This is a genomic window from Streptantibioticus cattleyicolor NRRL 8057 = DSM 46488 (assembly GCF_000240165.1).
Classification (GTDB): domain Bacteria; phylum Actinomycetota; class Actinomycetes; order Streptomycetales; family Streptomycetaceae; genus Streptantibioticus; species Streptantibioticus cattleyicolor.
This window is the reverse complement of sequence record NC_017586.1, coordinates 1,907,034-1,933,001: the sequence shown is the minus strand read 5'-3', so window position 1 is coordinate 1,933,001 and position 25,968 is coordinate 1,907,034. Positions and strand designations below refer to the sequence as shown.

Annotated in this window: 28 protein-coding genes and 1 pseudogene; 5 read left to right on the top strand and 24 right to left on the bottom strand. The window is 72.0% G+C overall.

The window, feature by feature from the left end:
* The first annotated feature begins 119 nt into the window (after positions 1-119).
* Both soxR and SCATT_RS08485 read left to right on the top strand, forming a co-directional pair.
* Positions 120-593, top strand: coding sequence for a redox-sensitive transcriptional activator SoxR (gene soxR / locus SCATT_RS08490; protein WP_014142586.1), 474 nt, complete (start codon positions 120-122; stop codon positions 591-593).
* A gap of 90 nt (positions 594-683) precedes the next feature.
* Entirely contained in the window at positions 684-1,325 is a 642-nt protein-coding gene (locus SCATT_RS08485) for a ScbR family autoregulator-binding transcription factor (RefSeq protein ID WP_173405629.1), read from the top strand.
* An 11-nt stretch (positions 1,326-1,336) separates the two neighbouring features.
* Here the strand turns inward: SCATT_RS08485 and SCATT_RS08480 are convergent, their stop codons facing one another.
* From SCATT_RS08480 to SCATT_RS08415, 14 genes are all read right to left on the bottom strand, one after another.
* The gene (locus SCATT_RS08480; RefSeq protein ID WP_014142584.1) at positions 1,337-2,197 is read right to left on the bottom strand and encodes a class I SAM-dependent methyltransferase; all 861 of its coding nucleotides are present in this window, start codon (positions 2,195-2,197) and stop codon (positions 1,337-1,339) included.
* Positions 2,191-2,988: an alpha/beta fold hydrolase gene (locus SCATT_RS08475; RefSeq protein ID WP_014142583.1), complete on the bottom strand. Its 798-nt coding sequence runs from the start codon at positions 2,986-2,988 to the stop codon at positions 2,191-2,193. Before SCATT_RS08475 ends, SCATT_RS08480 begins: the two co-directional genes overlap by 7 nt.
* Positions 2,985-3,659, bottom strand: a complete 675-nt coding sequence (locus SCATT_RS08470) for a LysR substrate-binding domain-containing protein (protein WP_014142582.1) — start codon at positions 3,657-3,659, stop codon at positions 2,985-2,987. The genes SCATT_RS08475 and SCATT_RS08470 overlap by 4 nt, the downstream gene beginning before the upstream one ends.
* Positions 3,656-4,417, bottom strand: a complete 762-nt coding sequence (locus SCATT_RS08465) for a DUF6182 family protein (RefSeq protein WP_014142581.1) — start codon at positions 4,415-4,417, stop codon at positions 3,656-3,658. The genes SCATT_RS08470 and SCATT_RS08465 overlap by 4 nt, the downstream gene beginning before the upstream one ends.
* The gene (locus SCATT_RS08460) at positions 4,414-5,541 is read right to left on the bottom strand and encodes a hypothetical protein (protein ID WP_014142580.1); all 1,128 of its coding nucleotides are present in this window, start codon (positions 5,539-5,541) and stop codon (positions 4,414-4,416) included. Before SCATT_RS08460 ends, SCATT_RS08465 begins: the two co-directional genes overlap by 4 nt.
* Before the next feature lie 3 nt (positions 5,542-5,544).
* On the bottom strand, positions 5,545-6,135 hold the full coding sequence (locus SCATT_RS08455) for a hypothetical protein (protein WP_014142579.1): 591 nt from the start codon (positions 6,133-6,135) through the stop codon (positions 5,545-5,547).
* A 9-nt stretch (positions 6,136-6,144) separates the two neighbouring features.
* On the bottom strand, positions 6,145-7,032 hold the full coding sequence (locus SCATT_RS08450) for an NAD(P)/FAD-dependent oxidoreductase (RefSeq protein WP_014142578.1): 888 nt from the start codon (positions 7,030-7,032) through the stop codon (positions 6,145-6,147).
* A complete protein-coding gene (locus SCATT_RS08445) occupies positions 7,029-7,886 on the bottom strand; it encodes a class I SAM-dependent methyltransferase (protein ID WP_014627710.1) in 858 nt (285 codons plus the stop codon). Before SCATT_RS08445 ends, SCATT_RS08450 begins: the two co-directional genes overlap by 4 nt.
* A gap of 37 nt (positions 7,887-7,923) precedes the next feature.
* The gene (locus SCATT_RS08440; protein WP_014142576.1) at positions 7,924-9,666 is read right to left on the bottom strand and encodes a GH3 family domain-containing protein; all 1,743 of its coding nucleotides are present in this window, start codon (positions 9,664-9,666) and stop codon (positions 7,924-7,926) included.
* Positions 9,663-10,313: an ATP-binding protein gene (locus SCATT_RS08435; protein WP_014142575.1), complete on the bottom strand. Its 651-nt coding sequence runs from the start codon at positions 10,311-10,313 to the stop codon at positions 9,663-9,665. Before SCATT_RS08435 ends, SCATT_RS08440 begins: the two co-directional genes overlap by 4 nt.
* A 341-nt stretch (positions 10,314-10,654) precedes the next feature.
* Complete coding sequence (locus tag SCATT_RS08430) at positions 10,655-11,221, bottom strand: suppressor of fused domain protein (RefSeq protein WP_014142574.1); 567 nt, start codon at positions 11,219-11,221, stop codon at positions 10,655-10,657.
* 237 nt (positions 11,222-11,458) lie between these two features.
* Positions 11,459-12,865, bottom strand: a complete 1,407-nt coding sequence (locus SCATT_RS08425) for an HNH/ENDO VII family nuclease (RefSeq protein ID WP_014142573.1) — start codon at positions 12,863-12,865, stop codon at positions 11,459-11,461.
* 5 nt (positions 12,866-12,870) lie between these two features.
* On the bottom strand, positions 12,871-13,179 hold the full coding sequence (locus SCATT_RS08420) for a hypothetical protein (protein WP_014142572.1): 309 nt from the start codon (positions 13,177-13,179) through the stop codon (positions 12,871-12,873).
* A gap of 163 nt (positions 13,180-13,342) precedes the next feature.
* Positions 13,343-13,879 (bottom strand): phenolic acid decarboxylase, encoded by a 537-nt coding sequence (locus SCATT_RS08415; protein WP_014142571.1) that lies wholly within the window; start codon positions 13,877-13,879, stop codon positions 13,343-13,345.
* A 108-nt stretch (positions 13,880-13,987) separates the two neighbouring features.
* Between SCATT_RS08415 and SCATT_RS08410 the strand changes: the two genes are divergently transcribed.
* Positions 13,988-14,431, top strand: coding sequence for a MarR family winged helix-turn-helix transcriptional regulator (locus SCATT_RS08410; protein ID WP_014142570.1), 444 nt, complete (start codon positions 13,988-13,990; stop codon positions 14,429-14,431).
* 15 nt (positions 14,432-14,446) lie between these two features.
* On the opposite strand, the gene SCATT_RS08405 is transcribed toward SCATT_RS08410, so the two are convergent.
* On the bottom strand, positions 14,447-15,496 hold the full coding sequence (locus tag SCATT_RS08405; protein WP_014142569.1) for an aldo/keto reductase: 1,050 nt from the start codon (positions 15,494-15,496) through the stop codon (positions 14,447-14,449).
* A 148-nt stretch (positions 15,497-15,644) separates the two neighbouring features.
* Here SCATT_RS08405 and SCATT_RS08400 point away from each other — a divergent pair, with 148 nt between their 5' ends.
* Positions 15,645-16,232, top strand: a complete 588-nt coding sequence (locus SCATT_RS08400) for a TetR/AcrR family transcriptional regulator (RefSeq protein ID WP_014142568.1) — start codon at positions 15,645-15,647, stop codon at positions 16,230-16,232.
* 814 nt (positions 16,233-17,046) lie between these two features.
* Positions 17,047-17,643 (top strand): annotated as a pseudogene (locus SCATT_RS38935) (DUF4158 domain-containing protein); the annotation flags it as partial.
* A gap of 90 nt (positions 17,644-17,733) precedes the next feature.
* Here SCATT_RS38935 and SCATT_RS08385 read toward each other — a convergent pair.
* The 9 genes from SCATT_RS08385 to SCATT_RS08345 all read right to left on the bottom strand — a co-directional run bounded on the left by SCATT_RS08385 (position 17,734) and on the right by SCATT_RS08345 (position 25,935).
* Positions 17,734-18,225, bottom strand: a complete 492-nt coding sequence (locus tag SCATT_RS08385; protein WP_014142565.1) for a hypothetical protein — start codon at positions 18,223-18,225, stop codon at positions 17,734-17,736.
* Positions 18,226-18,316: 91 nt separating this feature from the next.
* Positions 18,317-18,829 carry a RipA family octameric membrane protein gene (locus SCATT_RS08380; RefSeq protein WP_014142564.1) on the bottom strand — a complete coding sequence of 171 codons (513 nt, stop codon included), beginning with the start codon at positions 18,827-18,829 and terminating at the stop codon, positions 18,317-18,319.
* Positions 18,830-18,943: 114 nt separating this feature from the next.
* On the bottom strand, positions 18,944-19,525 hold the full coding sequence (locus tag SCATT_RS08375) for a DUF4328 domain-containing protein (protein ID WP_231905218.1): 582 nt from the start codon (positions 19,523-19,525) through the stop codon (positions 18,944-18,946).
* A 236-nt stretch (positions 19,526-19,761) separates the two neighbouring features.
* A complete protein-coding gene (locus SCATT_RS08370; RefSeq protein WP_014142562.1) occupies positions 19,762-21,297 on the bottom strand; it encodes a hypothetical protein in 1,536 nt (511 codons plus the stop codon).
* A 929-nt stretch (positions 21,298-22,226) separates the two neighbouring features.
* Entirely contained in the window at positions 22,227-23,030 is an 804-nt protein-coding gene (locus SCATT_RS08365; RefSeq protein ID WP_014142560.1) for a hypothetical protein, read from the bottom strand.
* A 57-nt stretch (positions 23,031-23,087) separates the two neighbouring features.
* Positions 23,088-23,330: a hypothetical protein gene (locus SCATT_RS40280; RefSeq protein WP_014142559.1), complete on the bottom strand. Its 243-nt coding sequence runs from the start codon at positions 23,328-23,330 to the stop codon at positions 23,088-23,090.
* Positions 23,327-24,529 (bottom strand): IS110 family RNA-guided transposase, encoded by a 1,203-nt coding sequence (locus tag SCATT_RS08355; RefSeq protein WP_106433109.1) that lies wholly within the window; start codon positions 24,527-24,529, stop codon positions 23,327-23,329. Before SCATT_RS08355 ends, SCATT_RS40280 begins: the two co-directional genes overlap by 4 nt.
* 179 nt (positions 24,530-24,708) lie before the next feature.
* Positions 24,709-24,888 carry a hypothetical protein gene (locus SCATT_RS08350; RefSeq protein ID WP_014142557.1) on the bottom strand — a complete coding sequence of 60 codons (180 nt, stop codon included), beginning with the start codon at positions 24,886-24,888 and terminating at the stop codon, positions 24,709-24,711.
* Between the two features lie 267 nt (positions 24,889-25,155).
* Entirely contained in the window at positions 25,156-25,935 is a 780-nt protein-coding gene (locus tag SCATT_RS08345) for a hypothetical protein (RefSeq protein WP_014142555.1), read from the bottom strand.
* Between the last annotated feature and the right edge of the window lie 33 nt (positions 25,936-25,968).

Sequence of the window (25,968 nt, the reverse complement as noted above, 5' to 3'; positions counted from 1 at the left end):
GCGTCCCGTCCGGAAGCCTGCGCCGCGACGGCCCCCGCCAACCGTCCCGGGGCACCGGAAACCTCTCGAAAACCTCAAGTTTCCTTGAGGTACCCCCGGTGCGGTGCGAGGATCGGGCCATGGACCCAGCGACACCCGAGGCGCACGAGCTGACCGTCGGCGAACTCTCCCGGCGCAGCGGGGTGGCCGTCTCCGCCCTCCACTTCTACGAGCGGCAGAACCTGATCACCAGCCGCCGTACCGCTGGGAACCAACGCCGTTACCGCCGCGAGACGCTGCGCCGGGTGGCGCTGATCAGGATCGCGCAACGGGTCGGCATCCCGCTCGCCGAGGTCGGCGAGGCGCTGGCCACGCTGCCGGAGGGCCGGCTGCCCAACCGGGCGGACTGGGCCAGCCTCTCCCGGCGCTGGCGCGACGACCTGGACGCGCGGATCCGCCAACTCCAGCAACTGCGCGACGAGTTCACCGACTGCGTGGGCTGCGGCTGCATGTCCATCGACCGCTGCCCGCTGGCCAACCCGCTGGACCGGCTGGGCCGGGAGGGCCCCGGCCCACGCCGGCTGCTCCGCCGGGCCGGGTGCGGCGGGGCGTAGCGGAGGCGAGCGGCGGCCGGTCGGGGGCAAGGACTCGGCGCATAAGATGCGGACGAGCTGGTTTCTATTGAGGAGGGACGTGTAGCGGCGATGGCGAGACAGGCGCGGGCGGTCAGGACCCGCCGCTTGATCGTCGAAGCGGCCGGCGAGGTCTTCGACGAAGTCGGCTACACCGCCGCCAGCACCACCGAGATCCTCGCCCGCAGCGGGGTCACCCGGGGCGCCCTCTACTTCCACTTCCCCTCCAAGGAGGCCATCGCCGACGCCGTGGTCGCCTACCAGACCGACATCCTGGTGCCGCGCCCCGGCAAGGTCAGGCTCCAGGCGGTGATCGACCTGACCATGGAGTACGCCGAGCGGCTGCGCCACGACCCGGTGCTGCGCGGCGCCGTACGCCTCTCCGTCGAGCAGGCCGCTTACCGCAAGCCCGACTCCACCCCGTACGAGGGGCTGCGCGAGGTCGTCCTGGGGCTGCTGCGCGAGGCCCGCGGGGCGGGCGAGCTGCTGCCCGGCGTGGACGAGGAGGAGATCGCCCGGCTGCTGGTCGGCGCCTTCACCGGCATCCAACTGCTCTCCCAGGCCGCCACCAACCGCGCCGACCTGCTGCCCCGCATCAGCGTCCTGTGGCGCTACCTGCTCCCCGCCCTCGCCGTCCCCGGCCTCCTCACCCACCTCGACACCAGCCCCCGAGTACGTCCGGGCGCCACCGTTGCGGAGCCGCAAGGGGGCTGACCCCGGCCCGGTCATCCCCCCGGCACCCTCCCCACCGCCACCGTGTTCCCCTCACTGATGTAACCGCTCGGGGAGCACAGCGGGTGGGTGGGGGAGGCGGGGTCGAGGAAGGGGTGCCAGGCGGCGGGGGAGCCGGGCGGGGTGGGCATGGCGAGCGCCTGGCGGGCGATGCTGGCGCAGGCCAGGCCGTAGAAGTGGCGGGCGGCGGGCGGCAGCGGGGCGCGGTGTTCGATGACGAAGGTCCGCTGCCGTACCGAGACCAGTCCGGCCTCGGCGAGCAGGCGGTACAGGTCGCGGGTGCGCAGCAGCTGACGGGCGTAGCCGGGGGTTCCGGCGGCGGACCGGAAGAAGTCGGTGAACAGGAACGGGTCCCCGGGGCGCACGGTGATCAAGGACGCGTCCAGGTCCTTGACGGCCACCACGCCGCCGGGGCGCACCACGCGGCGCAACTCGGCGAGCGCGCGGGCGAGTTCGGCGTCGTCCAGGTACTGCGTGGTGTTGGCGCACCACACGGCGTCGAAGGTGTCGTCCGCGTACGGCAGGTCCAGCAGGTCGCCCTGGCGGACGTCGGGGCCGCGGCCGGGGACCGCGCGGCGCAGCCGTTCGGCGGCGGCAGCGGCGTTCTCGGCGGCGAGGTCGATGGCGTGCACCCGGCCGTCGGGACCGGTGAGTTCGGCCAGCCAGGGCAGGAACGCGCCGCTGCCGCAGCCCGCGTCGAGCACGGTGGCGCCCGGGGTGATGCCCGCCGTCTCCAGCGCGGCCCGGTACTGCGGGGCGCACGCCGCGAAGTGGGCCTCCACGATCTCCTCGCTGGTGAAGCCGAGCCCGGTGGAGGCGGTGTGGCCCCAGGAGGAGTGGTCCTGCGTCAGCATGCGGCTGCTCCCTTCCGGTCCGCCGCCACGGTCTCGTCCAGCAGTGCGGCCAGCGCCGCGGTGGTCCGCTCCGGCGCCTCCAGCGGCGGCAGGTGGCCGGTGGCGGGCAGGGTCACCAGCCGTGCCCCGGGCAGCGCGGCGGCCAGCGCGCCGGACTCCTCGGCGCCGACCAGCCCGTCCTCCTCGCCGGCCACCACCACCGCGGGCCGGGGGAACGCGCGCAGCTCCGCCATGGCGTCCGGGCGCGCCGCGATCGCCCGCTGCGCCCAGGCCACCGCCGCCGGGGACGCCGCGCGGGCCGCCGCCATCACCTCGGCCAGCACCTCGGGGCGGGCGGCCCGGGTGGTCGGACCGAGCAGCGACGGCGTGGTGGCGGCCACCAGTGGGCCGCGCGCGGTGTCGTCCACCACCAGTTCGGCGAAGCGCCGCCGGCCGGCCGCGGTCTCCTCGGGGTCGGCGGTGCCCCGGGTGGACAGCAGCGCCAGCGCCCGTACCCGGTCCCGGTGGCGGCGCAGGAACGCCATCGCCACGTAGCCGCCCATCGAGCAGCCGGCCAGCACCGCCCGTTCGACGCCGTGCGCGTCCAGCAGCCGGGCCACGTCGTCGGCGACCAGGTCGAGCGAGGGCGGGTCGGTGCCCAACGGCGTGCCGCCGAAGCCGCGTTGGCCCGGGGTCAGCACCAGATGGCCGCGGTCCCGCAGCGCGGCGGCCTGCGCCCGCCACATCCGCGAGTCGAGGCAGAGCGCGTGCAGCAGCACGACCGGCGGCCGGCCGGCCGAGGCGGCGCTCACCGGGCCGCCGCCCGTTCCGCGTCCGCGACCAGCCGCGCCGCGGCCGGCGGCAGCGGCGTACCGGCGAGCCAGGCCAGCGACACCGGCGCCGGCGGCAGGTCGCGCACCGGGACCACCCGGATGTGCGGCGGCACCACGGTGTCCAGCGACCGCACCGACAGGTGCACCACCCGGTCCCCGGAGACCAGCTCGACCATCGCCTCGACGGTGGTCAGCGGGTGCGCCCGGCGGATCCGGCGACCGCCCGGGGTCACCGGCGGCACCACCTCGTCCCAGATGTAGGGCGGGAAGTCGCCGGGGCGGCTGAACGCCTCGTAGTCGGCGACCTCCTCCACCGACACCTCGGACCGCCCGGCCAGCGTATGGCCGGCGCCCACCAGCACGGCCCGGTCGTCGTGGGCGACCGGGGCGCTGAGGGCGATGTCGGGTTCGCGCAGCACGAACTTCACGATCATGATGTCGGCCTCGCCGGACCGCAGTTGGGCGAAGGGGTCGCGCACGTCGTACGGCACGTAGACGACCTCCTCCGGCCGGTGTCCGGCGGCGGCGACGATGCCGGCCGCCAGGTGGGACGAGCCGTGGACGCCGAAGCGCACCGGGCGGCCGGCGCCGGACGGGGCACCGGGCCGCGCCCCGGCGGTCGTGGTGGAACGCTGGTCGGGCAACGTCATCTCTCCTCGGTCAGTCCGGCGAGCGCCTGGAGTCCGTCGGGACGCTGGGCGTCGGTGTCGATGCGCAGGGCCGCGAACGGCACGGTCACCCCGGCCAGCCGGGGCACCGACCGCAGCGTCAGCCGGTCGCCGGGGGCGATCAGCCCGTCCAGCACCGCCTCGGCCAGCAGGTGGTTGAGGTGCACCAGCAGCCGGGCCACGGTGACCTGGGCGGTGGCCGCGTACACCTCGCGGTGGACCGGCGGACGCGGTCCGGCCCCGGGGACCTCCACCACGGCCGGCGGCCACGGCCGCGCCGCCCGGGCCCCGTCGAACGTCTTCAGCAGCCTGCGCAGCCCGGCGGTGGCCGGCTCCGGGGCCGGCCCGGCCCACGCCGCCGTGGCGTCGTCGGCCACGTGGTCGAAGGCGAACCGGTCGCGCAGGTTCGCCGGGCGCCCGGCCAGGAAGACGGTACGGGTGAACGCCCGCCGCCAGGCCGCGCCCGCCGCCGGGTCCACGGCGAGCGCGAACCGGCAGCTCTCCCGCGCCCAGCTCGGCAGGTCCAGGTCGCCGACGACGCACACGGCCAGCGGCGCCCCCGCCGGGTCGGCCGCGTCCAGCGCGGCGATCTCGGCGCGTACCGCCCGCAGCGCCGCGGGCGTGGACAGGTCCCGCCCGGCGAACTCCGGGCGTGCCGCGCGGACCCGTTCCGCGGCGGCGGACAGCAGCGCGTCGGCGCCGGGCGGGCCGGTCGGCGGCGCGGGAGAGTGAGGGCTCATAGGAACACCGTGGCCAGCAGGCCGGGGTCGGGGGCCGGACGGCCCTTGCCGAGCAGCGAGGTGGTCAGCCGGTAGGGGTCGACGTACAGATGGCCGCGGCGGTGGCGGTCGAGGGTCCGCTCCCAGGGGTCCTGGGCGGCCGGCGCGGCGGCGGCGCGGTCCAGCAGCCGTGCCGCCCTTACGACGCAGCCGCGCAGCAGGTCGTACCGGAACGACTGCTGCTGGCCGGGGCCCAGCGTGGCGATGAAGTACAGCCGCAGCCCCAGCCGCAGCGCCGCCGGATCCGTCCCGCCGGACACTTCCTCCAGCAGCGCGCCGACGGTGTGGCCGCGCCAGCCGCCGTGGCGTGCCGAGGCGATCCGTCCGTCGATGGGCACCCGGCCGATCGGCACCCGGTGCACCGCCGGCCGCCGCCCGGAGCGGGCCAGCACCCGTTGCAGCAACTGGTAGTCGGGGTCGAGCTCGCGGTCGTAGAGGAGGACGATCTCGTCGAAGTCCTCGGTGAACGGCAGCAGTTCGCGCAGCGCGCAGGCGAGGTAGTTGGGGCGCCCGTCGGCCCCCACGATCCGGCGCAGCGGCAGCCCGAAACGGGTCGCGTCCAGGTAGACCGGGCCGCCGTAGGGGCGCTGGTCCAGCCCCAGGCCCGAGGCGGTCAGCCGGGCGATCATCTCCGCCGTGCCGAGCCCGGGCGGCTGATGCTCCGTCAGCCCCGGGTCGTGCAGCCCGAGCCGCGCGTAGTGCCCGGTCCACAGCTCCAGCACCCGGGCGCTGGCCGGATGCACCCAGCCGGTGTACTCCACGGCCTGCGCGTACGCCGACAGGTCCTCGGCCGCCGCGCGCCGCTCCTCGGCGCGGTACCCGACGTACAGCTCGCCGATCTCCTCCTCCGACAGCCCCGAGTAGTCGGCGTCGCCGTAACTGCGGTCCAGGTACTCCCAGAACCCCAGCGTCTGCTCGGTGGGGTGGTACGTGGTGTGGCTGTACCGGTACGTCACGTCGGCCAGCGGCGCGGTGGCGCGGAACATCGCGTCCGTCCACAGCAGCCCCTTGAGATGGCTGGGGGTCAGCGGCTTGGCCGGGGTGACGGTGACCGGGGCCAGCAGCACCTTCGGGCGGTCGGACACGGGTCAGCCCCCTTCCGTTCCCGTGGCGGCGGCGACGGCGGTTGCGGTACGGGAGAGGGCGGCCACCAGTTCGGCCCGGGACGGCGGCGGGGGACCGGCCGGGCGGGCCGCGCCGGCCGCCGCGGCCACCCGCTCGCGGAACCCGGGGTCGTCGAAGACCGCGGCCGGCGTGTCCAGCGTCATCAGCATCCGGGTCAGCCCGCGCCACACCACCGCGTCCACGGTGGCCGCCGCCGCCACCGCGGCGAGCTGCGGACGCCCCGGCACCGGCGCCACCGGCGGCACCGCCGGTTCGGTGCCCGCCGCCCGCGCCCGCCACAGCGCGGTACGCGCCGAGGTGTCCGCCACCGTCTGCTCGTACCACGGCCGCAGCAGCTCCTCGGCGATCCGGGCCGCCCCCGCCGCCCGCGCCCCGCCCACCTCCGGCGTGCCGTCCAGCAGTTCGGCGAGGCGGAAGGCGTGCGCCAGCGCCAGCGACAGGCCGCGCCCGTACATCGGATCGGTGACGCACGCCGCGTCCCCCACCGGGAAGACCCCGGCCACCTCGGGCGGCGCGGTGACCGTGCCGCGCAGCGCGTTCGCCGGCACCGTCATCGCCCGCACCTAGCTCACCGGCGCCGCCACCCGCTCGTCCACCCACGCGGCCACCTGCGGGGTGATCCGCGCGGCGGCCGCGAAGCCGGCCGGGGTCAGCAGCGCGTCGGTGGCCGGATCGTCCGGCAGCACCGCGAAGTTGAGCGCGAACAGCCCGTTGTCGGCGAGGTGGACCACCGCCGCGAAGTGGTCGAAGATGCCGCCCGCCGCGTTGCCCCGGTTGAGCGGCGCGGGCAGCCGGGCGGGGTCGGCCAGCCGGTACAGCCGGCTGATCGCGCGGAACGCGTTGGGGCAGGTGGCGTCCGGGGCGACCGGCACCCCGGCGGCGGCCAGCCAGCCGGCCGACAGCGCCCGCCGCCCGGAGGCGTCCACCACCACCGGCGCCTCGATCCGCTCCCCGGCGCCGGTGACCACCGCGCGCACCCGCCGCCCGGCCGGGTCCAGCTCCAGAGCGCGCACCGTCGCGCCGTGGCTCACCTCCACCCCGGGCAGCGCGCGCACCGCCCGGTACAACGCGAGTTCCAGCACCGGACGGCGTACCGCGAGCGCCACCAGGTCGTCGTCGGACGGCTGCCGTACGAAGCCGCGCGCGGTGGCCGGCACCGCCGCCGTCAGGTCGAGCGGCCGGGCGCCCGCCGCCAGCACCGCCTCGTACACCCGGGGCAGCCGTTCCCGCAGCAGCCGTACCCCCAGCGAGGTCAGCACGTGGGACTGGGTGTTCTGCGGCACGGTGGGGCGCCGCCACGTCCAGGCCGCCCGGTGCGCCGGACCCTCCGGCGGCGGGGCGGAACGGTCCAGCACCCGTACCCGCAAGCCCCGTTCGGCCAGGGCCCAGGCGGTGGCCAGGCCGCCGAATCCGCCCCCCACGACGACGACGGCGGCGGCCGGTGCGGTCAAGCCCGCCGCCCGTGGACGAAGAAGACCCGGCGCACGTCCCGCACGGCGCGGTCGGGCACCGGATCCGGCCACCGGCCGAAGTCCGCCCCCGGCTCACCCGGCTGCACCGCCGCCACCTCGAAGCCGTACCGCGCGAAGAGCGCCTCCGGCTCGTCGCTGCCGAAGAGCCACGGGCACCCCCAGCCGGCGAAGACGTCCAGCAACCCGCGCATGTGCGGCAGGGTCAGCGCCGCCGCCCTGACGATGTCGGCGGCGATCCGGCTGCCCGGCGCCATGACGCCCGCGACCCGCCGGAGCATCCGGTGCGCGTCGGCCTCCGGGATGTAGTACAGCAGCCCCTCCAGTAGCCAGGTGGAGGGCGCCTTCGGGTCGTACCCGGCCGCGACGAGCTGGTCCTCCCAGTCGTCGGAGGTCAGGTCGACGGCCACGGTGCGGTGGTCGGTACGCGGCACCGCGCCGCCCAGCCGATCCGCCTTGAACTCCAGCACCGCCGGGCGGTCCACCTCGAAGTACCGGATGTGCTCCGGCCACGCCAGCCGGTAGGCCCGCGAGTCCATCCCGGCCGGGGCCAGCACGATCTGGCCCATCGCGGTGTCCCGGGCGGCCCGCTGGAGGAAGTCGTCGAAGAAGCGGGTGCGGATCGCGTTGTAGTCCGGCGTACTGGGCAGCGTCCGCGGCCGGTCCGGCGGGAACGTCGCGGCGCGCACCTCGGCCAGCAGCCCGGGGCCGACGTCCCCCACCAGCCGCTCGGCGAACGGGTCTTCGTACAGCCGGTCCGCGCGCCGGGTCTCGGCGGCCCGCAACGCGGCGGTGAGCAGGGCGGTGCGTTCGACGGGGTTGAGCGTCTCGGTCATCGGGCGGCTCCAGACGGTGGGTCGGGGCGGGGTGGGGTCAGTGGTGGTGGCCGTCGTCGGCGTCGGCCGGACGCGGGCCGGTGAGCCGTTCCCACAGCGCGTCGTCCTGCCGGAAGAGGCGGTCCTTGGCCTGCGCGGGGCGGACCCCGCCGGCCACCGCCGCGTGCCAGTCGCGGTGGAACGCCTCCGGCTCCAGCAGCCGCAGCGTGGGCGCGGTGAGCCGGCGCCCGGCCCTGGCCCGCCGGTAGCCGTCGGACCGCGCGGCCAGCGCGGCGTCCAGCCGGCCCAGGAACCGCTGCGCCTCGGTGGTGTGCCACCCGGTGCCCGGGGCGATGGCGAACGTGTAGTGGTGGGCGCTGCCCGCCGAGCGCTCCACCCGGCAGGCCACGTTGCGCAGCGAGAGCCCCCCGGCCGCCAGCGCGTCCCGCAGCGCCCGCACCACCTGGGCCTCCCGCAGCCGTTCCCCGGCCACGTCGGAACGGGTGCCGCGGCCCGCGTAGCGCAGCCTGGGCACACCGTCCACCCGGTCCGGTACGTGCACCACGTCGCCGACCGCGTACCGGTACAACCCGCCGACGTGGCTGAAGACCACGTGGTAGTCGTGACCCGGCTCCAGCTCGTGCACCAGCAGCGTCTCGCTGTCCGGCGCCAGGTCGTCGTCGGCGGGCACGAACTCGTACAGCGCCGCCGAGGCCACCGGGGTGCCCGCCTCGGGGTGCCGGTCCAGCGCCACCGCCACCGGGCCCTCCGAGGCCGCCACCGGCGCCGGCAGCGTGGCCACGTCCACCCCGTACTCCCGGCGCAGCGCCGGCATGTACAAGGAGGCGACCCCGGTCGTCCAGCAGAACAGCGCGCGCACCCGGGGCCACACGTGGGCCGGGCGCACGGTGCCGAAGTACCCGGCCAGCCGCTCCAGTTCGGCCGCCCGCGCCGGATCCGGCGACCCGGTGCGCACCCCGCCCACGGTGCCGTCCCGCACCTCCCGCACGATCCGCGGCCACCACAGCCCGAGCTGGTACGGAACGGCCGCGATCACCGCCGGGTTGATGCCGATCAGCATCCGGACGTCGCCCTGCACCGCCAGCCGCAGCCGCAGGTACAACCGCTCCAGGTGGTCCGCGGGGTCGGTCTCCACCGGCAGCGTCGCCCACGGCGCCCGGGTGCCCAGCTCGGCCGCGAGCGGCTCGCCGAACTTCGCCCCGAAGTCCACCTGGCTGGCGCCCACGTGCGGACGCCCGTCCGCCATGACCGGCGGCCTCGCCGGCGGATCGTGCTTGAGGTTGAGCACCGCGTCCGGCCGCGCCGCCACTTCCGGGAAATGCCGCAGCAACGGCGCCCACGCGGCGTAGTAGAACGGGAAGAACGTGGTGCGCATGAACCGCGCGGTCACCGGGATCTTCTTGTGCGCCCCGGTGCTCCCGCTGCTGGTGAAGTAGACCACCGGCCGGTCCGCCGACAGCACGTTGGCCTCTCCGGCCGCCGTCCGCTCGATGTACGGCGCGTGCGCCGCGTAGTCCTGTACCGGAACGGCCCGGCGGAAGTCGTCGACGGTGCGTATCGCGGCGAATCCGTGGCGTTTTCCGAATTCGGTACCGGAGTTGAATTCCAGCAGATCCGCGAGCACCCTCTTCTGCTGCCCGGGCAGGTCCACGAGTTCGGCGGCGAGCCGGTCGTGCTCGGCGAAGACCCGGTCGCGGTAACGGGCGGTACGGGTGGCGTGATCGATCTCGTCGGGGGATGTTTTCGCGGCGGCCGGTTCGGTGCGGGGTTCCGTGGTCACCGGGCGAACTCCTCGGTCCGGTCGAGAACTCCGGCCACCGCTTCGGCGGCCCGTCCAGGGCTGGGCTGTTCCTCGATCACTGTCACCGGCACCTGCCCCACCTCTTCCAGCATCAATGTCCGCAGGTTCTTCTGATAACTCTCGAACCCCGCCCAGCCCGGGCCGTTCCCCGCGTACTCCAGGCGGTTCAGCAGCCGTCCCCCGGCGCTGCGCCGCCAGGCGGTCCACGGCGCCACGTCCAGGAAGACCACCCCGCGCGGCTGCGGAAACGTGCGCCACCAGCCGTACATCGGGTTCTCCCGCAGCCCCGCCAGCCGGCACTTCGCGAGTATCTTGTAGTAATAGGAATCCACCAGCACCGGCGCCCCGGTGGCACACTCGGCCAGCACCCGGTCCTTGAGATGGACCACCGCGGTCTGCAGCATGCTCGCCAGGAAATCCACCGAATACGTACTGCCGAGCCCGGGCAGCACATCCTTGACCACATTGCGCCGTAACTGGGCGATCAGCGCGTGCTCCGGTGGCGTGAACTCCCCGTCGGTCGACAACAACCGCCATTCCGGCCGCCGTTCCGCCAACTCCGTCATCACCGACGACTTCCCGGCCCCGTCGGGCCCCAGCAGAACGAAGAACCGGCAGTCACTCATCAGGCGTTCCCCTTTCCCCCACCCGCCGCCGGACGGCACAGCACGAGAATACGGACCCGCCCCTTTTCCCCCGGCCCCGCCCGCCGGGCTCCGACGACTTTGTCACGTCACCATGCGTACCGGCCCCCGAACTCCGCGTTCCTTCCCGCCCGGTCGTCCCTGGTGAATGCCTCTCCCACCGGTGCGCCACCGCACGCCTTTCCCCCGCGGGGCGGCGCGAGAAATCCGTTCAACTGCGCCGGGGCCGGGGCGGGGTGCGGGCGGCGTGAACGGCGACGGCCCGGTCACCGAAGCGGTGACCGGGCCGTGCGGCGGGCTGGGGGCGGGTGGCGGGGCCGGGCTCAGACCGCGGACGCGCGGTACACGTCCAGGGCGTCGACCTCCTGCTCCTCCCAGCGTTCGAGCAGCGCGTCCGTCCCGTGCTCCCGCACGAAGGCGACTTCCGCACCGGTCACCGGGACGAGGGTGATGATCTGCAACTCGGCCCTGCCCTGGTCGTCGAGGAGCAGCTCGAAGTCCTCGTCGCAGTAAGGGTGGGCCATGGTCATGACGCCCCGCATGTCGGTGCCTTCGACAAGCGGTTCAGGCGACGGGATCACCTGGTCGAACATGAGCCCTTCGCCCATCGTGATAACCAGCTTCGCGGTGAGCACGGTGATCAGATGCGCCTGGTCGCGTTGTTCCTCGTTGAGCGTGCAGACCAGTTCCTGGGGCATGACGGTCGTAATCTTCTGAAAACGCAGGCCGTTGGTGACGACCGAAATGGCGTCCCCTTCGGCGATTTGGCAGAAGAAGATCCCGAACCCCCGGTTGCCGCCCTCGGCGGTGGGCGCCTCGGCCTGCCGGATCTGCCCCAGGTGGTGCTGGATGTGGTCGAGGTAGCCAGCGTATTTCTCGTTGTCGGTCACGTGCCGCTCCTTCAGCCGGTTTCCGCGTCGCGGGAAACGTCGTCCTGGGTGTCACCGTCGCATACCGGAACCGGAACGGGGGCCGGAACCTGAACCGGAACGGAACCGTGAACGGGCCCGGAACCGTGGCCGGGACCGGAACCGTGAACGGGCCCGCGGCCGGAGCCGTGAACGGGCCCGGAGTCCGCGCCGGCACCGGTGCCGGCTGCCCGCGGCCGGACCGGCCGCCGCCCCGGCCTACCCATCGCCGCCCTCGGTGCCGCCCAGCATAGACCCGTAGTGTCCGTACCCCGGCGAGTGATCCTCGGAGCCGTGGCCCACGTTGGTCGAGGGATCCTCGACCTGGTAATGGCTCGGTTTATTGTATTCGTCCAGAATCTGCTTCCACGTCCACTTCCCGGGGTGGTCCTCCACGATCCTCACCAGCCGCCAGTATTCACTGCCCTGCACATGGCCGAAGTGATAGTTGGCCGGAAGTCCCGTCTTGCTGTGCGGGTTCGGCTTGGGGATGGTGAAGCCGCCGGGGTCGTCCGGCGCGACGGGGCGTCCCCGTTCGTCGAATTTGAGGGCGTTGCCGTCGGTGTCCCGCAGACACGGAATGGTCTTGCCGGAGTTCGGGCATATGAAGTCCTCGCCGTTCGCCGCCCGGTCCGCGTCGCGGAAGACCGAAAAGCGCATGCTTTTGCGGTAGTTGGGCCGGCGGTCGCGCTTGAGCTTCTGGAGTTCCGGGTTGGCCGGGGCCGTCGGCCGTTCCGCGGCTTCCGGCAGGGCGCCCTCCCCGGCCCGGCCTTCCCGCATGAGCGCCCCGAGCCGGGAGAGCGCGCCGCCCTCCCCGCCGAGTTCCCCGAGCAGTCCGGCTCCGGCGAGCGAGGGCACCATGCGGGGGCCGAGGCCCTTCAGCATGCCCTGGATGCCCTTGCCGAATCCGCCGCCGATGATGCCGAGCAGGGCGCCGATCTCGAGGTCCTGCTCCAGGGTGTCGGCGTGGCGGAGGCGGTCGGGGTCGGCGAGGGCGTCGTACCCGAGGGTCGTCAGGGCGCCCCCTGCGGCCATCTTGGCGATCGGGGCGAGGGCCTTCATCGCCCGGCCGAGGGTGCCGAGGGATTCCAGGATCGCCTCGGCGGCCCGGTCGATCGTGCGGGCCGCCTCCGCGATGCGGGCGATCAACGCCATGATCTTGGCGGCGCGTTCGCCCGCGGCGAGGTTGGAGGCGACCTCGGCGAGCGGCCCGGTCAGCAGGGACAGCGGCAACGCGGCGAGTTCGAACTCCAGGATCTCCGCGCAGAGTTTGCCGATTTCGGAGATCATCTCGTGGGCCTGGTCGGCGAACCTGTTCAGCTGGTCGTGGCCGTCATGGCACGCCTTCGCCGTCTTCTGGCACTGATCCCGCACGTTGGCGGCGCGGGTGTGGAAGGCGTCGGCCGCCTTGCCCTCCCAGTGCAGGCCGCCCAGGGCCTGGCCCACGTGCCAGTGCGCGTCGTCCAGCGCGTCGCCGAGCGTCTTCCAGTGGCGGGCGACCTCGCGGATGCCGTCCGGGTCGACCGCGGGGTTGGTGATGCCGATGAACTCCAGCACATCGGCCGTGGAGTGCCCGATGGCGTTGTTGATCTTGTTGATCCAGTGCAAGGGGTTGAGGTCGACCACCGCGGTTACCCCTTGCCCTGCGCCTTGCCCGCGAGCATGTCGTCCACCTTGCGCAGCACGTCCGCGATGGTGGTCAGCGCGGTGGCCTCGTCGCCCCACTCGGTGTGCAGGCCGTCCGCGAACTGTGCGAGCTGCCGCATCGACTGCTCGACCGTGTGCTTGGCCTTGCCCGCCTCCGGCAGATGCCCGAAGGCGTCCAGTTTGCCCATGCCGGTGCGGAAGTCGGCCACGGCGCCCGGAAGATGGGCCACCGCCGCCCGTATGCTCCGGGCCGCCGACCCCATCGACGCGTACTCGTTCTTCAGATCCGCCATGCGTTGCCCCCGTACCAGCAGTTGATCAAACTCGAAGGAGGAGTTTAGGTGCTGGCATGTCCCTGCCGCATCGCAGGTGCTGGGCGGCCGGCGCCGTGGTCGCCGGGGTCCGCGGCCCCTGGCGATCGGGTACGCCACGAGCGGGGTCGGCCGCCCGGGCGGGTCAGTTGGTGCGGCTGGACCAGCCGGCGGGAAGGTCGCCGGGGGCGACGGAGATGACGGACTCGTCGTCGGCGCCGACGTACTCGAACAAGGTGATCCTGGCGAACTCCGGGACCACGTAGATCGGGTAGGTCGGGCCCTTGTCGCGGTAGGCGCGCATCTCGTCGAGGTGCTCGTTCTGGAAGCAGACGGTGCGTTCGCCGTGCTCCTCGACCCAGTGCGGGAAGAAGATCACGCCGTGCAGGCGGCGCTTGCCGGGCATGACGTCGACGGCGACGGAGGTCCCGGTGGGCTCGGTCCAGGAGACCTTGTAGCTGTCGTCGTCGAGCTGGACCAGGTCGACCCGCTGGTCCTTGACCCAGCGACCGCCGACCATGCCGGAGTGGATCCGGTAGTCGATGGTGTGGTCGTTCTTCACGTACATCTCGTACTGCCAGCCGTTGGCGTAGGTGTAGATGAAGCGGTGGCCGACGATGCCGGACAGGTCCTGCGGGGGTACGGGGTCGGCGACGGTGGTCGCGTGGGGTGCGTCGTTCATGGTGCTCGTCCCTTGTGGTGCGTATGCCGAGGGGTGTTTCCTCGCGACCACTTCATTTTGTCACAAAACTAGTTTGTGGCAAAACATGACGGCGGGCACAATGGGGTCATGGACACCGCGACCGAATTCGGCCGACTCCTCGGCCCCCTGCGCCGGGCCGTGCTGCGCACCCGCCGCGCCGAAGGCCTCCCCGACCTCCCCGAGGCCCAGATCGAGCTGCTGCGCGCACTCGCCGAGACGGGCACCGCGACCCCGCGCCAGGTCGCGGCACGGCTGCGGGTCGCTCCGTCCACCGTCAGCAACCTCGTCCGGACGATGACCGCGGCCGGCCTGGTGGAGCGCACCCCGTCCGCCGCCGACCTGCGTACCGTCCACCTCGCGGCCTCGCCCCGGGCCCTCGACATGCTCGACCGTTACGACCGCACCAGCACCGCCGCCCTGCGCCGCGCCCTGGACGGCCTCGCCCCGGCCAAGCGCGAGGCGCTGGAGCGGGCCCTGCCGGTGCTCGCCGAACTGCTCACCACCCTGGAGGCGCAGACCCCCGAGGGCTGACCGCCAGGACGGGGGTCAGCGAAGGACGGCGCGGCGACGGCGCCGGGGGTCGGCCAGGACGGCCGCGTTGTACCCCGTGTCCTCCGGGTTGAGGTCGGTGCCCGGCGCCACGACGCGGTCGATCCGGTCGAGCACGTCGGGCTCCAGGACGACGTCCGCGGCGCTGAGCTGGTCGTGCAGGTGGTCAGCGGTACGGGGGCCGATGATCGCCGCGGTGACGGCGGGGTGGGTGGTGACGAACGTCAGCGCCAGCTGGATCAGCGTCAGGCCCGCTTCCTCGGCGATACCGGCGAGTCGGGTGGCCGCGTCGAGCTTGGCCTGGTTGGCGGGCACGTCCATGTCGTAGTGGGCCAGCGTGGTGCGGAAGGGCATCGTCCGGGTGCGGTGGCTGGACGGGTCGGCCGCGTGGCGGTGCCAGCGCCCGGACAGCCAGCCCCCGGCCAGCGGACTCCAGGCGAGCACCCCCATCCGGTACGTCTCGCAGGTGGGCAGCACATCGCCCTCGACGCCCCGGGCCAGGAGGGAGTACGGCGGCTGTTCGCAGACGAAGCGCTCGCGCTGCCGCCGCTCGGCGGTCCACTGCGCCCGCACGATGGCCGAGGGGGCGAACGTCGAGGACCCCGCGTAGCGGATCTTTCCCGCGTGGACGAGATCGGAGAGCGCGCCCAGCGTCTCGTCCAGGTCGGTCGCGGGGTCGGGCCGGTGCACCTGGTAGAGGTCGATGTGGTCGGTGCCCAGGCGGCGCAGGCTCTCCTCGCAGGCCCGGACGATCCAACGCCGTGAGGCGCCACGCTGGTTGAGGCCGGGGCCCATGGGGCTCGACACCTTGGTGGCCAGGACGATGTCGTCGCGGCGTCCGGCGACCGCCTTCCCGACGATGACCTCGGACTCGCCGCCCGAATACACGTCGGCCGTGTCGATGATGTTGACGCCCGCGTCGAGCGCCGTGCGGATGACGGCGGTCGCGTCGTCGTGGTCGGGGTTCCCCCACGCCCCGAACATCATCGCGCCCAGGCACAACGAGCTGACCTGGATCCCGGTACTTCCCAGCGTGCGGTAGCGCATGGCGTGGGCGGCCCTTTCGTGAGGGTGGCGGTGCGAGGGAACAGCGGGCGCCCCGCCTGCTACCGTCCCACCTAAACGGATTCGGCTCCGCTTGGCCGCCACAGTAAGCGGACCCGACTCCACTTAGCAAGACGAGAGGAACCCCCCCATGCCTGATCCGTCCGGCCGGCCGATCCGCGCCGACGCACGGGCCAACGAGGACAGACTCCTCGCCGCCGCCGCCCACGCCTTCGCCCGCGACGGCGCCGCCGCCACCCTGAAGCAGATCGCCAAGGACGCGGGCGTGGGGATCGCCACCCTGTACCGGCGCTTCCCGACCCGCGAACAACTCGTCGACGCCACCTACCGCTACGAAACGTCCCGGCTCGCCGCCCGCGCCCCGGACCTCCTGCGCGAACTGCCCGCCGACCGCGCCTTGCGCGCCTGGATGTCCCAGGTCCTGGACCACCTCGCCACCAAACACGGCATGGCCGACACCCTCAAGACCCTCCTCCGCGACGACCAGCGGCTCAGCTCGCGGACCCGCGACCAACTGACCGGCGCCATCGAGGAGTTCCGCCTCGCCGGAATCGCCCAAGGCGTCATCCGCGACGACGTGCCCGCACCCGACATCCTCATGTCCCTCGCGGGCGTCACCCTCGTCGCCGGAGCCCCCCACCAACGCGACCAGGCCGAGCGCCTGCTCGACCTGCTCATGGACGCCCTCACCCGCCCCGACCGACGCCCCGCCGTGTGACCCGGCCCCGTCGGTCTCCGCCGCGGGGCGGCCCGATTCCCTGCCGCGCGCCGGACCACCCCGCGGTCTGCGGGGTGGTGCCGTGGACGGCTTCCGGTGTCCGATGTGTACTCGCCACCCCGAGTACCCGGGGGTCACCCGTATGGGGACGCTCGTGTCACGAGAACGCGGCAGGGTTAGCCCCCTGCCACCCCCACGCCCCCCCCCGCGAGCCACCCCTCGGCCGCACCCTGGTCGCATACCTGCCACGGCCTCGCCTAACGACGGCAGATCCTGCCCTGACCAGCGTCTTCGCGGTTGACTGAGGAACAGGAAAATCACCGAAAAATTCTTGGGACGACTGCTTGCCGCTCGTGCGCGAACGCGGCGCCGGGCATCCCGCTCGGCGCATGGAAGATCCTGCGCTGACGTGCAAGAAGCCCTGGACTCCCAAGCACTCGTGTTCAAGGGGGCATCATGACGTTCGCCCGGACCTCACCAAGGGCAAAGCTGTGCCATCCCCTCCGCACCGTCACCGGCCGCATCGAGCGCGACAGCCAAGAACGTTCAGGTGAGTGATTGCGGGGCGAACAGGCTGCGGACGGGCCGGAGGCGGAGATCGAGGTGGCGTCCCGGGAGGCGGCCCGTTGCCCTCGATTTCGGTATCCTCTGTGCGGCCGTGGCTTGCTCCGCCCTGGCATTCGGGTGTGAGCAGTCGGGGTACAGGTAGTCCCGGCGAGATTGATCTTGCTCGGTTAGCACATCGATCGATGGTGCTGCTGAGGTTCGGAGAAACTCATGGGGCCGGGCGTCGCTGCTGGTTACGGTCCGCCTCGTGCCGGTGGAGTTCTTAACTGATGAGCAGGCCGAGGCGTACGGGGCGTTCCGTGAGGTGCCGACGCGTCCGGAGCTGGAGCGGTTCTTCTTCCTCGACGATGACGACCGTGATCTGATCGCGCTGCATCGTACGGACGGGCACCGGTTGGGGATGGCGATGCAGATCTGCACGGTGCGCTACGTCGGCCGGTTCCTGGGTGAGGGTCCGCTTGCCGTGCCGTGGGAGGTCGTGGAGTACCTGGCCGGGCAGCTGCGGATCGCGGATGCCTCATGTGTGAAGCGGTACGGCGAGCGCCGGTCGACGGTGTACGAGCACGCGAACGAGATCCAGGAGCGGTTCCGGTACTCGGGACTACACCGACCACAAGTGGGGCCGGGAGTTCCGTAGGTTCCTGTACGGGCGAGCGTGGACGCATGCCGAGGGGCTCGGTGGCGTTGTTCAACCACGCGGTGACCTGGCTGCGCAGGAACCCGGTGCTGTTGCCAGGGGTGTCGGTGCTGGCGCGGCAGGTGTCGGAGGCGCGTACGGCGGCGGAGCAGCGGTTGTATCAGGCGGTGGCGCGGGCCGCGTACCGGGCCGATCCGTCGCTTGCGCCGGCCTTGGCGGCGCTGTTGGTGGGGCGTCAGCCAGCGCTGACCAGCCCCGTGCCGTACTGCGCTGGCGGTCCGGCACCGGACACAGGTGTCAGGTGCCGGACCTGAACGCACCAGGAGGCCACACGATGTCGACGGCCAAGCCGGCCAGGCGGGCCGCGGCCACGGTGTCCGCCGTACCGCCGCCACGACCTGTGGGGGCGCTGCCGTCCCAAACGGCGACGAGGCGGTCCGCCCCCTGGAGAAGTCGGCGGTTGGCCGCTTCGTAGGCGGCGTGGCCCGCGTGTTCGTACGGCAGGACCACCACTTCAGCGGCGGCGTCGCGCAGAGCGTCGAACTCGGCGAGGTCTGCGGGGCGGACCATCGCTTCCCGGTAGTCCCGGGACGGGATGATCGCCGACAGTCGGCCTCCGAGCGAGAGGATCTCCTCGGCGAAGAGCGTGTCGGCACCGCGGGCCAGGCACGAGCGCCCCACCAGCGCGTCGTCACGCAGGCCGACCAGTAGCTCACGGAGGTCTGTGCGGATCCGGCCGACTGCCTCGTCGGCCAGGTCCATGTGACCGGTGACGGCGATGGTGACCATGTGACAACCCGCTTCCCGCCGAGGCGATGTGCCCTTCACCCTAACCCGCTCCGGTGGCAGGAAGAGTCGGCGTTAGCGGGTGCCGCCGCCGTCACAGCGCGACGGCGGCGAAGACCAGAAGGTAGGCCACAGCGAAGAGGAGGGGAATCCAGCGTTCGACACGGTTGAGCGGGAGATAGATGCGCCAGTCCCGCCCCTCGCCGAGGGCGCGCCATTCGGCGGCCACGAAGGCACGGGCCGGCAAGCGCTCCTCGAACGCTCCGATCACCTCGAACTTGCCCTTGTTCAACTGCTGGTACGAACGGACGGTGATCCACCAGGTGGCACACATGCCCAGCAGGACCAGCAGGGCCGCGAGCGTGAGTGCGACCGGAGTGCCGCGGTGGTGCTCCTGGGACAGCCAGGTGCTGAGGAAGACGAGGAGAGTGCTGTGAAGGGTCAGGAAGAAGGTGTTGGCGAGGTTGCGCCGGGCGCTGACCCGGTCGGCCATCTCCACGCACAGCTTGTACTGCTCGAAGACCGCGGCGTGATACGTCGCGGCCGGGTCGCGGAAGTTCTCCGCGTCGATGTCCTCGTTCCACAACGAGTCACTGATGCCGCCCATGTTGGCGTTTCCCCCGTAGTTCGTCACCGTGCGCTCGTGCAGGCCAGGGCCTGCGGCCGGTGGGCGCCTCGTGGCCGTCTCCGCCGTGTTCACAGTGGTGCTCGCACCGTTCCCTCACACCGCGTTCTGCGCATGCTTGTGGGTCTGCCACGCGGTGATGCGCCTGATGATGAGGACGAGGAGCAGGCCGGCCGCCACGTAGAGCGCCGTGAGCAGGGTGGTCACGTTCGCGTCGGACAGCACGTCCTGCACGCTGTCGAACTTCGAGGACATGCGCCATTGGATCGGCCTGACGACGACGTTGGCGACCACGAACAGCGCCCACCAGGCGTTGATCAGGGTCACGGGGACGGACCGCCGGGGGGCACTGGCCCGCCAGACGTCCGACACGACCTGGTACGGGATCCACAGGTTGGCCACCGGGGTGGCCCAGGCGCCCACCACCCAGCCCCGGGACCGGCGGTGCGCGGCGGCATCGCTCATCAACTCGGAGTTGATCCGGGCCCGCCACAGCCAGACGAGCACCGCGATGCCGGCCGCGATCCATATCAGCATGGACGGCCATAATGACCCCAGCGTCGCGAGGGCATCGTTGTCGGCGGCCTCCAGGTCCGCGGCGGTCGCCTTCCCGGCCAGGTAGTCGTGGGCGAGGAAGTACAGGCGCCAGTTGGCCACCGTGAGCAGCGCCTCATGCACGAGCGCCAAGGAGATCAGTATCGTCGCGGTCGTGGCCGCGCCGGCCACCGTCCTGGGCCGCTCCGCAGCGACCGGATTCGCGTTCGTCGGCATGCCTTGCTGGGAACCGTCCATGATCCTCCCCCGAAGATCGTCGACCGCCGCGCAGGACGTGGGGTCAGCAGGCTATGGGCCGCTGCCCTGTTGTGTCCCCGGTTTCACCGGATGTTATGCGGGACGGTCGTAACGAAACGGCACTAACCGAGGCCGAAGAGTTGCAGCGCCCGGCCCGCGAGCCAGAGCAGCAGGGCCAGGACCGTGACCAACGCGAACCCTTTCCATAACGACGTCTGCGTGGCGAAGGTGGCCCGCCAGGCCATCGTCCGTCTGCGCACCCCCACGGCCGCCAGGGCGTCCATGATGACGCGAGCCAGGTGGTGCGTGGGCGTGACGATGGTCATCGACACGAAGCCGGCCTTCACGGCGCGGGCACCGCGGCGCACGAGCGCGCCCCGCGGGAGCTTGGCACGGGGCACGGGCCCCACCGGGTGCACACGGGGCGTCCACTCGGGGGCGAAGGTGATGACGGCGCCGGTCCAGGGGTCTCCCCCCGCCACCTCGGCCAGCCGGGACGGAGTCGGCAGGTGTTCGTCCAACCGTTCGGCCAGTTCCAGCCGTTCGGCCTGCCGCGACAGTCCGCCCGGCGTCAGCAGGACAAGCTTGGACGCGGGCTGGGTGGCGCGAGCCTGCTGGACCTCCCACCACAGCCCATCGCCCAACCCCAACCGCAGCACGATGAGCTGGGACAGTTCCATCAGCCGCAGCACCGTCGGCTGCCAGTCGTCGAGGGGCAGGTAGAACCGTGCTGCTCCCAGCCGCGGCAGAGGCTCCCCGGGTTTGCCCACCGTGATCACGGGGCCGACGGCACCCAACGCCCCCGTGAGTTGCTCCTCCCGCGAGTGGATCCTGACGAACGCCGACGAGTCGTCGACCTGGGCTGCGGTCTCGTCGTCAGTGAAGCTGCGCAGATAGAGCACGGGTTGGCGGCCGTCAGCCAGCAGGGCCTGGGCCGCGCCGCGCGCCGAGCGCGGGCGGGTGTAGCGCAGGCTCAGGACCCCGGCACCCATGGCGGCCAGGCCGCCGACCAGCCACCCCGCCATGGTCATCGGTGGCACGGTGTAGCCCCGCCGCTGCGCCGTGCCCACGGCGGTGATCCCCGCCGCGAACAGTACGTATCCGCCGCCACTGGCCAGCAGGAACACCGGACGCCACCACCACGGCTGACGCGGGGCGAACCAGCTGACCACCCTGACGATCTCCGCGGCGCCCGACCGGCGCCGCCGCCGCAGCCACAGCGCCACCCCGAGCAGCAGCGCGGCGGGCACCGCCCAGTACAGCGCGGTCGCGCGCGACGAGCCCAGTTTCCGGTTGAGCTGCGCCCGGTCCCGTTCGACATCCGCCGCCAGCCCGGCGACCCGCTCGCGGGCGAGGGAAACCCGGCCCTTCTCGACGTCACCGACGGCGGAGGAGACCGCGGAGCGGCTCGCTCCCGACGGGGCGTTCTCCTTGAACCACGTGTCGCCAGCACGGCTCTCGGCGCGCGCGGACGTGTCCCCGGCGGCATACCGGTTCAGCGCGGCGGTGAACGCGGCAGCCCGTGCCGGAGCGTCGCGGAACCTGCCACATGCCCGCAAGTCCATGCCTGCGGTGACCGCCAGGTGCAGCGCGACATAGCTCGTGACGATCGCGACCGCCGTGATCAGCCGGGCCAACGCCCGGAAGCGCGAGGACACCTCGGCCCACCCCCCGTCTCGCCGGCACCGCCGCTTGGCACGGACCGCGTCCCGTACTACCACCTCGCCCCACGGACTGTCAGCCCCGACTTCTGTGACGCTGGGTGATTCTCAAAAATGACCGTTTGTGCGAGGAAGAGAGGCAAGAACGTGGAGCGCGCTCCCGAGCTGTCAATCTTCGTAACATGGGCTGAGTAATTGCGGTGCAGGAAGTACCGTCGAGATTGATCACGGCCGGGTTGGAGCCGGGACGGCATTGCCCCGGCTCTCGTGTTCGCGGCGGGCGTTGCGCTGGGCGCGGATGGCCGGGGTGCCCAGGATGCTGCGGAGAGCCCGCGGTGCACGGCGGAAGCGGCGGCGAGGCGCGGGGTGTAGCCCTGGCCGCGTCGTAACCATCGGCGCCGAACCACGCCGCCTCGACATTCCCGGCACCGGCCTGGTCGGCGTTGGTCACCTGCGCGGCCTGGCCAAAGCCGAGCAACTGCGTGACGATCTCTCCTGCCTGGGCCGCGACGACGGGCATCTCGTCATTGCGGGTGCCGGCCGAATCGGCCTAGAAGCTGCCGCCTGGGGCTACGGCGTTGACGTGAACACCGCCGAGCCCGAACCACCGCATTTCATACCGTGCTCGAGCCGGAATTCGGCCAGTTCTTGGATCATGAGGGCGGAGTTGGTGGCCTCGTGCCCGAAATCGCGAGGCGGTCCGGGTCTGTCGCCAGCCACCCGCTGCTGCAAACGGCTCGCCCGTACACGAGTGTCCTTGGAACAGCACTTTTCGGTAGTTCAGGGTCGGTTCTTCCGTCGGGGCGGTATTCAAGGTCACGGCCACTTGGTGGGTGCCGGTGCTTCCAGCCCGAGCGGGACCCAAGCCAGTTCAAAAAGCGGGCCGCCGGAGTTGTCTTCGACTTGTTCATGGAGGATCGACAAACTCAATCGACTGCCTTGGTCGACAGGGATGATTCTGAAGTCTTCGGGTCGTTCGGCCAGACCGTCAGCAGTTCGGTGGGTCTGCCGATGAGGTTGGCGGCTCCCTGGACTTCGAGGTTTCCCGTGGTGAGGTGGGGTTTGTTGACAGTGACGTGTGCGGTGAGCGTGCGGATCACGGGGTTGGAGGGGTCGCCGGCGGTGCCGCGGAGGTAGAAGGCGGTGTCTGCGGTGATGCCGGTGATGGTTCGGGTGGTGTCGGTGACCCTCTCACTGGTCTGACCGTAGAGGAGTTCGAATTCGCCGATGTCGGAGCGTTCCCAGGTGAGGGTGACTTCGCCGCCGTTGAACGTCGTGGACCGGTTGGCGAACGGGTCGTCGCCGGTGCGGGAGCGTTCGGGGATGGTGATCGGGGCGGTTCCGACCTTGTGGTTGATCGGAAGGCGGGAGAGCTGGATGGTGAAGCCGGTGTCGGGGCCGATGGTGCCGTAAGCGCCGGTGGGGGTGAACTCGAACTCCTTGGTGGCGGCGTTCAGGCGGCCGGTCCAGCCGTCGAGGGTGGTGCGTGGGTTCTCCGCTTTGGCCAGGTCGGGCGCCATCTCGCCGGCTGGGACCTTGACCTTGATCCATTCCACGTCCATCGGCGGGCGGGCGGCGCGTGATCCTGCGATGAGGAGTTGGCCAGTGACCGGTTCCTCCGCGTGCTCCGGGGAGGCTTTGAGGGGGTCCGGGTCGGTGGTGAGGGTGTAGGAGAGGAGTGGTTCCGGGTTCTCGGTCGCCGCGGCGTCGCAGTTGGTGACAACAGCCATGACGGTGCCTTTCGGATTGGTGCCGGTCGGTGGTCTGCCGGTCGGTGGCGGTGGTGGTCAGTCGGTGGCGCGGGTGTAGGCGGTGGCGCCTTCGAGGGTGAGGAAGCCGGAGCGGATCTCGGGGGTCGCGGTGGGCAGGTCGTGGGGGTCGGGGGTGAGGATGGGCAGGCGGGTGGTGGTGTCGGCGCGCTGTTCGGTCCAGGTCCAAGTGCCGGTGGTGGTGGCGGGGGTGGGGATGAGGGCGGTTTCCTGCGCGTGGCCCTCGGGGTCGTGCGGGGGTGCCCCTATGGGTTTCGTCAACCCGTAGGGGCGGGTCGGGGGTCGTAGAAGGTGCCGTCGCGGAGCATGGCGAAGAGCACGTCGGCTCGTCGTCTGGCGAGGCAGAGGAGTGCTTGGGTGTGGTGCTTTCCCTGAGCGATCTTCTTGTCGTAGTAGGCCCGGGAGACCGGGTCGGCCAGGGCTGCGAACGCGGAGAGGAAGAAGGCCCGTTTGAGCTGCTTGTTTCCTCTCCGGGAGGGTTGTTCGCCGCGGATCGGGGACCCGGAACTTCTGGTTGCCGGGGCGAGGCCCGCGTAGGCGGCGAGGTGGGCGGCGGAGGGGAAGCTGCTGGCGTCGCCGACGTCGATGAGGATCCTGGCTCCGGTCCTGACGCCGATCCCCGGCATGGACGTCAGGACCTTGGAAAGAGGGTGGGCCTCCAGCAGTTCTTCGATCCGTGCTGCGAGGAGTTCCCGCTGGTCAAGGACAGCGGTCAGCGAGCCGGCCAGGCTGGGGACGGTCAGCGCGGCCGCGTCCGTGCCGGGAACGACCACGGTCTGTTCGTCCAGGGCGGTGAAGATGTCCTCGACCAGCCGTTCGGCCATCCTGGGTGCCTTTGGCCGGAGCAGGTTCACCAGCCGGCGGCGGCCGGCGGTGCGGATCTGGGCCGGGGACCCGAAGCGTTCCAGCAGGGCCAGGACCGCCGGGTGCTGGACGCGCGGGCCGATCACTCGTTCCAGGTGCGGGTGGATCTGGGTCAGCAGTCCCCGCAAGCGGTTGGAGACCCTGGTGGCTTCGCCGGCGAGGTCGTCGTCGAAGCCCACGATCATCTCCAGCTCGGCGACCGTCTCGTCGGCGGGATCGATCGTCCGCAGAGTGTGCGGCATCGAGCGGGCCGCGTCGGCGATGACGAACGCGTCGCGGGCATCGGTCTTGGCCTCGCCCGGATAGAGGTCAGCGATCCGTCGCAAGGTCAGGCCCGGCAGATAGGCGACTTCGCAGCCCATGTCGCGGGCCACTGCGAGCGGCAGAGCACCGATCGAGGCGGGCTGGTCAACGATCACGAGCACGGTGCCGTGCTTGGTCTTGAGCCTGGCGAAGACCTCGCGGAGCTTCGGCTCGCTGTTGGGCAGGCGCTTGTCGAAGGCCTTCTTCCCGGCCGGTGTGACGGCGGTGGCGTGGTGTTCGCCCTTGCCGACGTCCAGGCCGAGGAAGGCGCCGATGTCGCTGACGTCGATCACGTGCTTCCTTCGGTCGTCCTCGCCCGGCCGCCCCACGGCACCGATCGCCACATCCACATTACGAAGAGCCTCCCAGCCTGCGAAGAAGCCGGTGGTCATGCCCCTAATCAGCGGTCTGTCGATGCCTCCGGAGCCGGTGACACCACCCCCCAGGCCATGCGTTCGACAGGGGGAGACAGTCATGCCAACTCCGGAGGCCGGGCGCCCCATTGCGGGGCCACCAAGAAGGTAATGGGGGGGGCGGCGGCCAGGAGCGGGCCGGTGCGGAAGTACGCGGTCATCCGGGTGATGGCCTGGTCGGTGAATTCCGTGGGGACGTGGACGCGTTTGGTGGCGAGCAGACCGGTGGTGGCGTGCACGGCCGCGCGCGGGTCCAGCAGAAGGGTGGCCGCGGCGGTGGACTGGTCGCCGAAGTTGAGGCGCAGGGCGGGGTCGTCACCGATGGCCGCAGGTAGTCCTCACCGCCGGGGGAGGGCGGGACGACGGTGTCGAAGTGGACGTAGTCGTCGTTGAGGACGTAGCCGACAGGCCGTCGTCGCTCTGGTCGGCTTCGCCGAGACGAACAGTGGCCACGATGGCGGTGACCTCGGCGGGGGTGGGGCAGGTGGAGTCGGGGACCGGGCCGGTCAGGTTCCAGTCCAGGTGCAGCACGGTGCCGCTGTACACGGAGGTGCGGGGATGCCGCTGCCGGAGCCGGGTGGCATGGTCCAGTCCAGGCGCTCCAGGAGCTTGGTGAGGGATTGGGTGATGTCGGGTGCCGCGAGGATGTCGGTCTCGGGTTGGGCGTACCAGCCGGCGACCAGATAGCTGAGCCGTTCGGTGCCGGGCACGTCCTGGAGGCGGTCGTGGAGGGAGAAGACGTTGGTGTTGTAGGGCTGGAAGACCGAGAAGGTCAGCAGGCCCGGGCCGATCGCGGTCAGGAACGGGGCGTGGCGGTTGCCGGGTTCGCGCCAGGGGCCGGTCAGTTCGTGGGCCTTGCCGATGAGGGTGGCGCGTGGTTCGGTGCTGTCGGGGTCCTGGAAGGAGACGGTGCCGTCCATCGGGTCGAGGTAGTCGCTCTGGACGACCCAGGCTTTCAGGGCCTGGGTGCTGTGCTGGTGGCGGACGACCAGCCAGCGGTTGGGGACCAGGGGGAAGTCGCCGACGCCTTCGGTGTCGTCGTGGCGCCCGCGGGTGAGCGCGATCGGCAGCTGCCACTGCAGATAGACCCCGAGGCGGTCTTCGCGGCCGGTCCATTCCTCGGCGCTGGTGAACGGGTCCGGCTCCGGTGGCACGCTCTGCTTGATGCCCTTGAAGTTGGTGATCCAGCGGTGGAAGACGTGCGGGGCGGCGGTGTCGCGGGTGGCCCGGTTGACGGCCAGGGCGGCCACCTCGACGGGCACGATCAGGGTGGTGTCCGCGGACATGGTCGGCGGAGTCCTTTCCTCGGGGCGGAACGG

Bases quoted from the DNA above. Each gene is read 5' to 3' on its own strand.
- soxR (WP_014142586.1), top strand. From the start codon at position 120: ATGGACCCAGCGACACCCGAGGCGCACGAGCTGACCGTCGGCGAACTC.
- SCATT_RS08485 (WP_173405629.1), top strand. From the start codon at position 684: ATGGCGAGACAGGCGCGGGCGGTCAGGACCCGCCGCTTGATCGTCGAA.
- SCATT_RS08480 (WP_014142584.1), bottom strand. From the start codon at position 2,197: ATGCTGACGCAGGACCACTCCTCCTGGGGCCACACCGCCTCCACCGGG.
- SCATT_RS08470 (WP_014142582.1), bottom strand. From the start codon at position 3,659: ATGACGTTGCCCGACCAGCGTTCCACCACGACCGCCGGGGCGCGGCCC.
- SCATT_RS08465 (WP_014142581.1), bottom strand. From the start codon at position 4,417: ATGAGCCCTCACTCTCCCGCGCCGCCGACCGGCCCGCCCGGCGCCGAC.
- SCATT_RS08455 (WP_014142579.1), bottom strand. From the start codon at position 6,135: ATGACGGTGCCGGCGAACGCGCTGCGCGGCACGGTCACCGCGCCGCCC.
- SCATT_RS08445 (WP_014627710.1), bottom strand. From the start codon at position 7,886: ATGACCGAGACGCTCAACCCCGTCGAACGCACCGCCCTGCTCACCGCC.
- SCATT_RS08435 (WP_014142575.1), bottom strand. From the start codon at position 10,313: ATGAGTGACTGCCGGTTCTTCGTTCTGCTGGGGCCCGACGGGGCCGGG.
- SCATT_RS08420 (WP_014142572.1), bottom strand. From the start codon at position 13,179: ATGGCGGATCTGAAGAACGAGTACGCGTCGATGGGGTCGGCGGCCCGG.
- SCATT_RS08415 (WP_014142571.1), bottom strand. From the start codon at position 13,879: ATGAACGACGCACCCCACGCGACCACCGTCGCCGACCCCGTACCCCCG.
- SCATT_RS08410 (WP_014142570.1), top strand. From the start codon at position 13,988: ATGGACACCGCGACCGAATTCGGCCGACTCCTCGGCCCCCTGCGCCGG.
- SCATT_RS08405 (WP_014142569.1), bottom strand. From the start codon at position 15,496: ATGCGCTACCGCACGCTGGGAAGTACCGGGATCCAGGTCAGCTCGTTG.
- SCATT_RS08400 (WP_014142568.1), top strand. From the start codon at position 15,645: ATGCCTGATCCGTCCGGCCGGCCGATCCGCGCCGACGCACGGGCCAAC.
- SCATT_RS08385 (WP_014142565.1), bottom strand. From the start codon at position 18,225: ATGGTCACCATCGCCGTCACCGGTCACATGGACCTGGCCGACGAGGCA.
- SCATT_RS08380 (WP_014142564.1), bottom strand. From the start codon at position 18,829: ATGGGCGGCATCAGTGACTCGTTGTGGAACGAGGACATCGACGCGGAG.
- SCATT_RS08365 (WP_014142560.1), bottom strand. From the start codon at position 23,030: ATGGCTGTTGTCACCAACTGCGACGCCGCGGCGACCGAGAACCCGGAA.
- SCATT_RS08345 (WP_014142555.1), bottom strand. From the start codon at position 25,935: ATGTCCGCGGACACCACCCTGATCGTGCCCGTCGAGGTGGCCGCCCTG.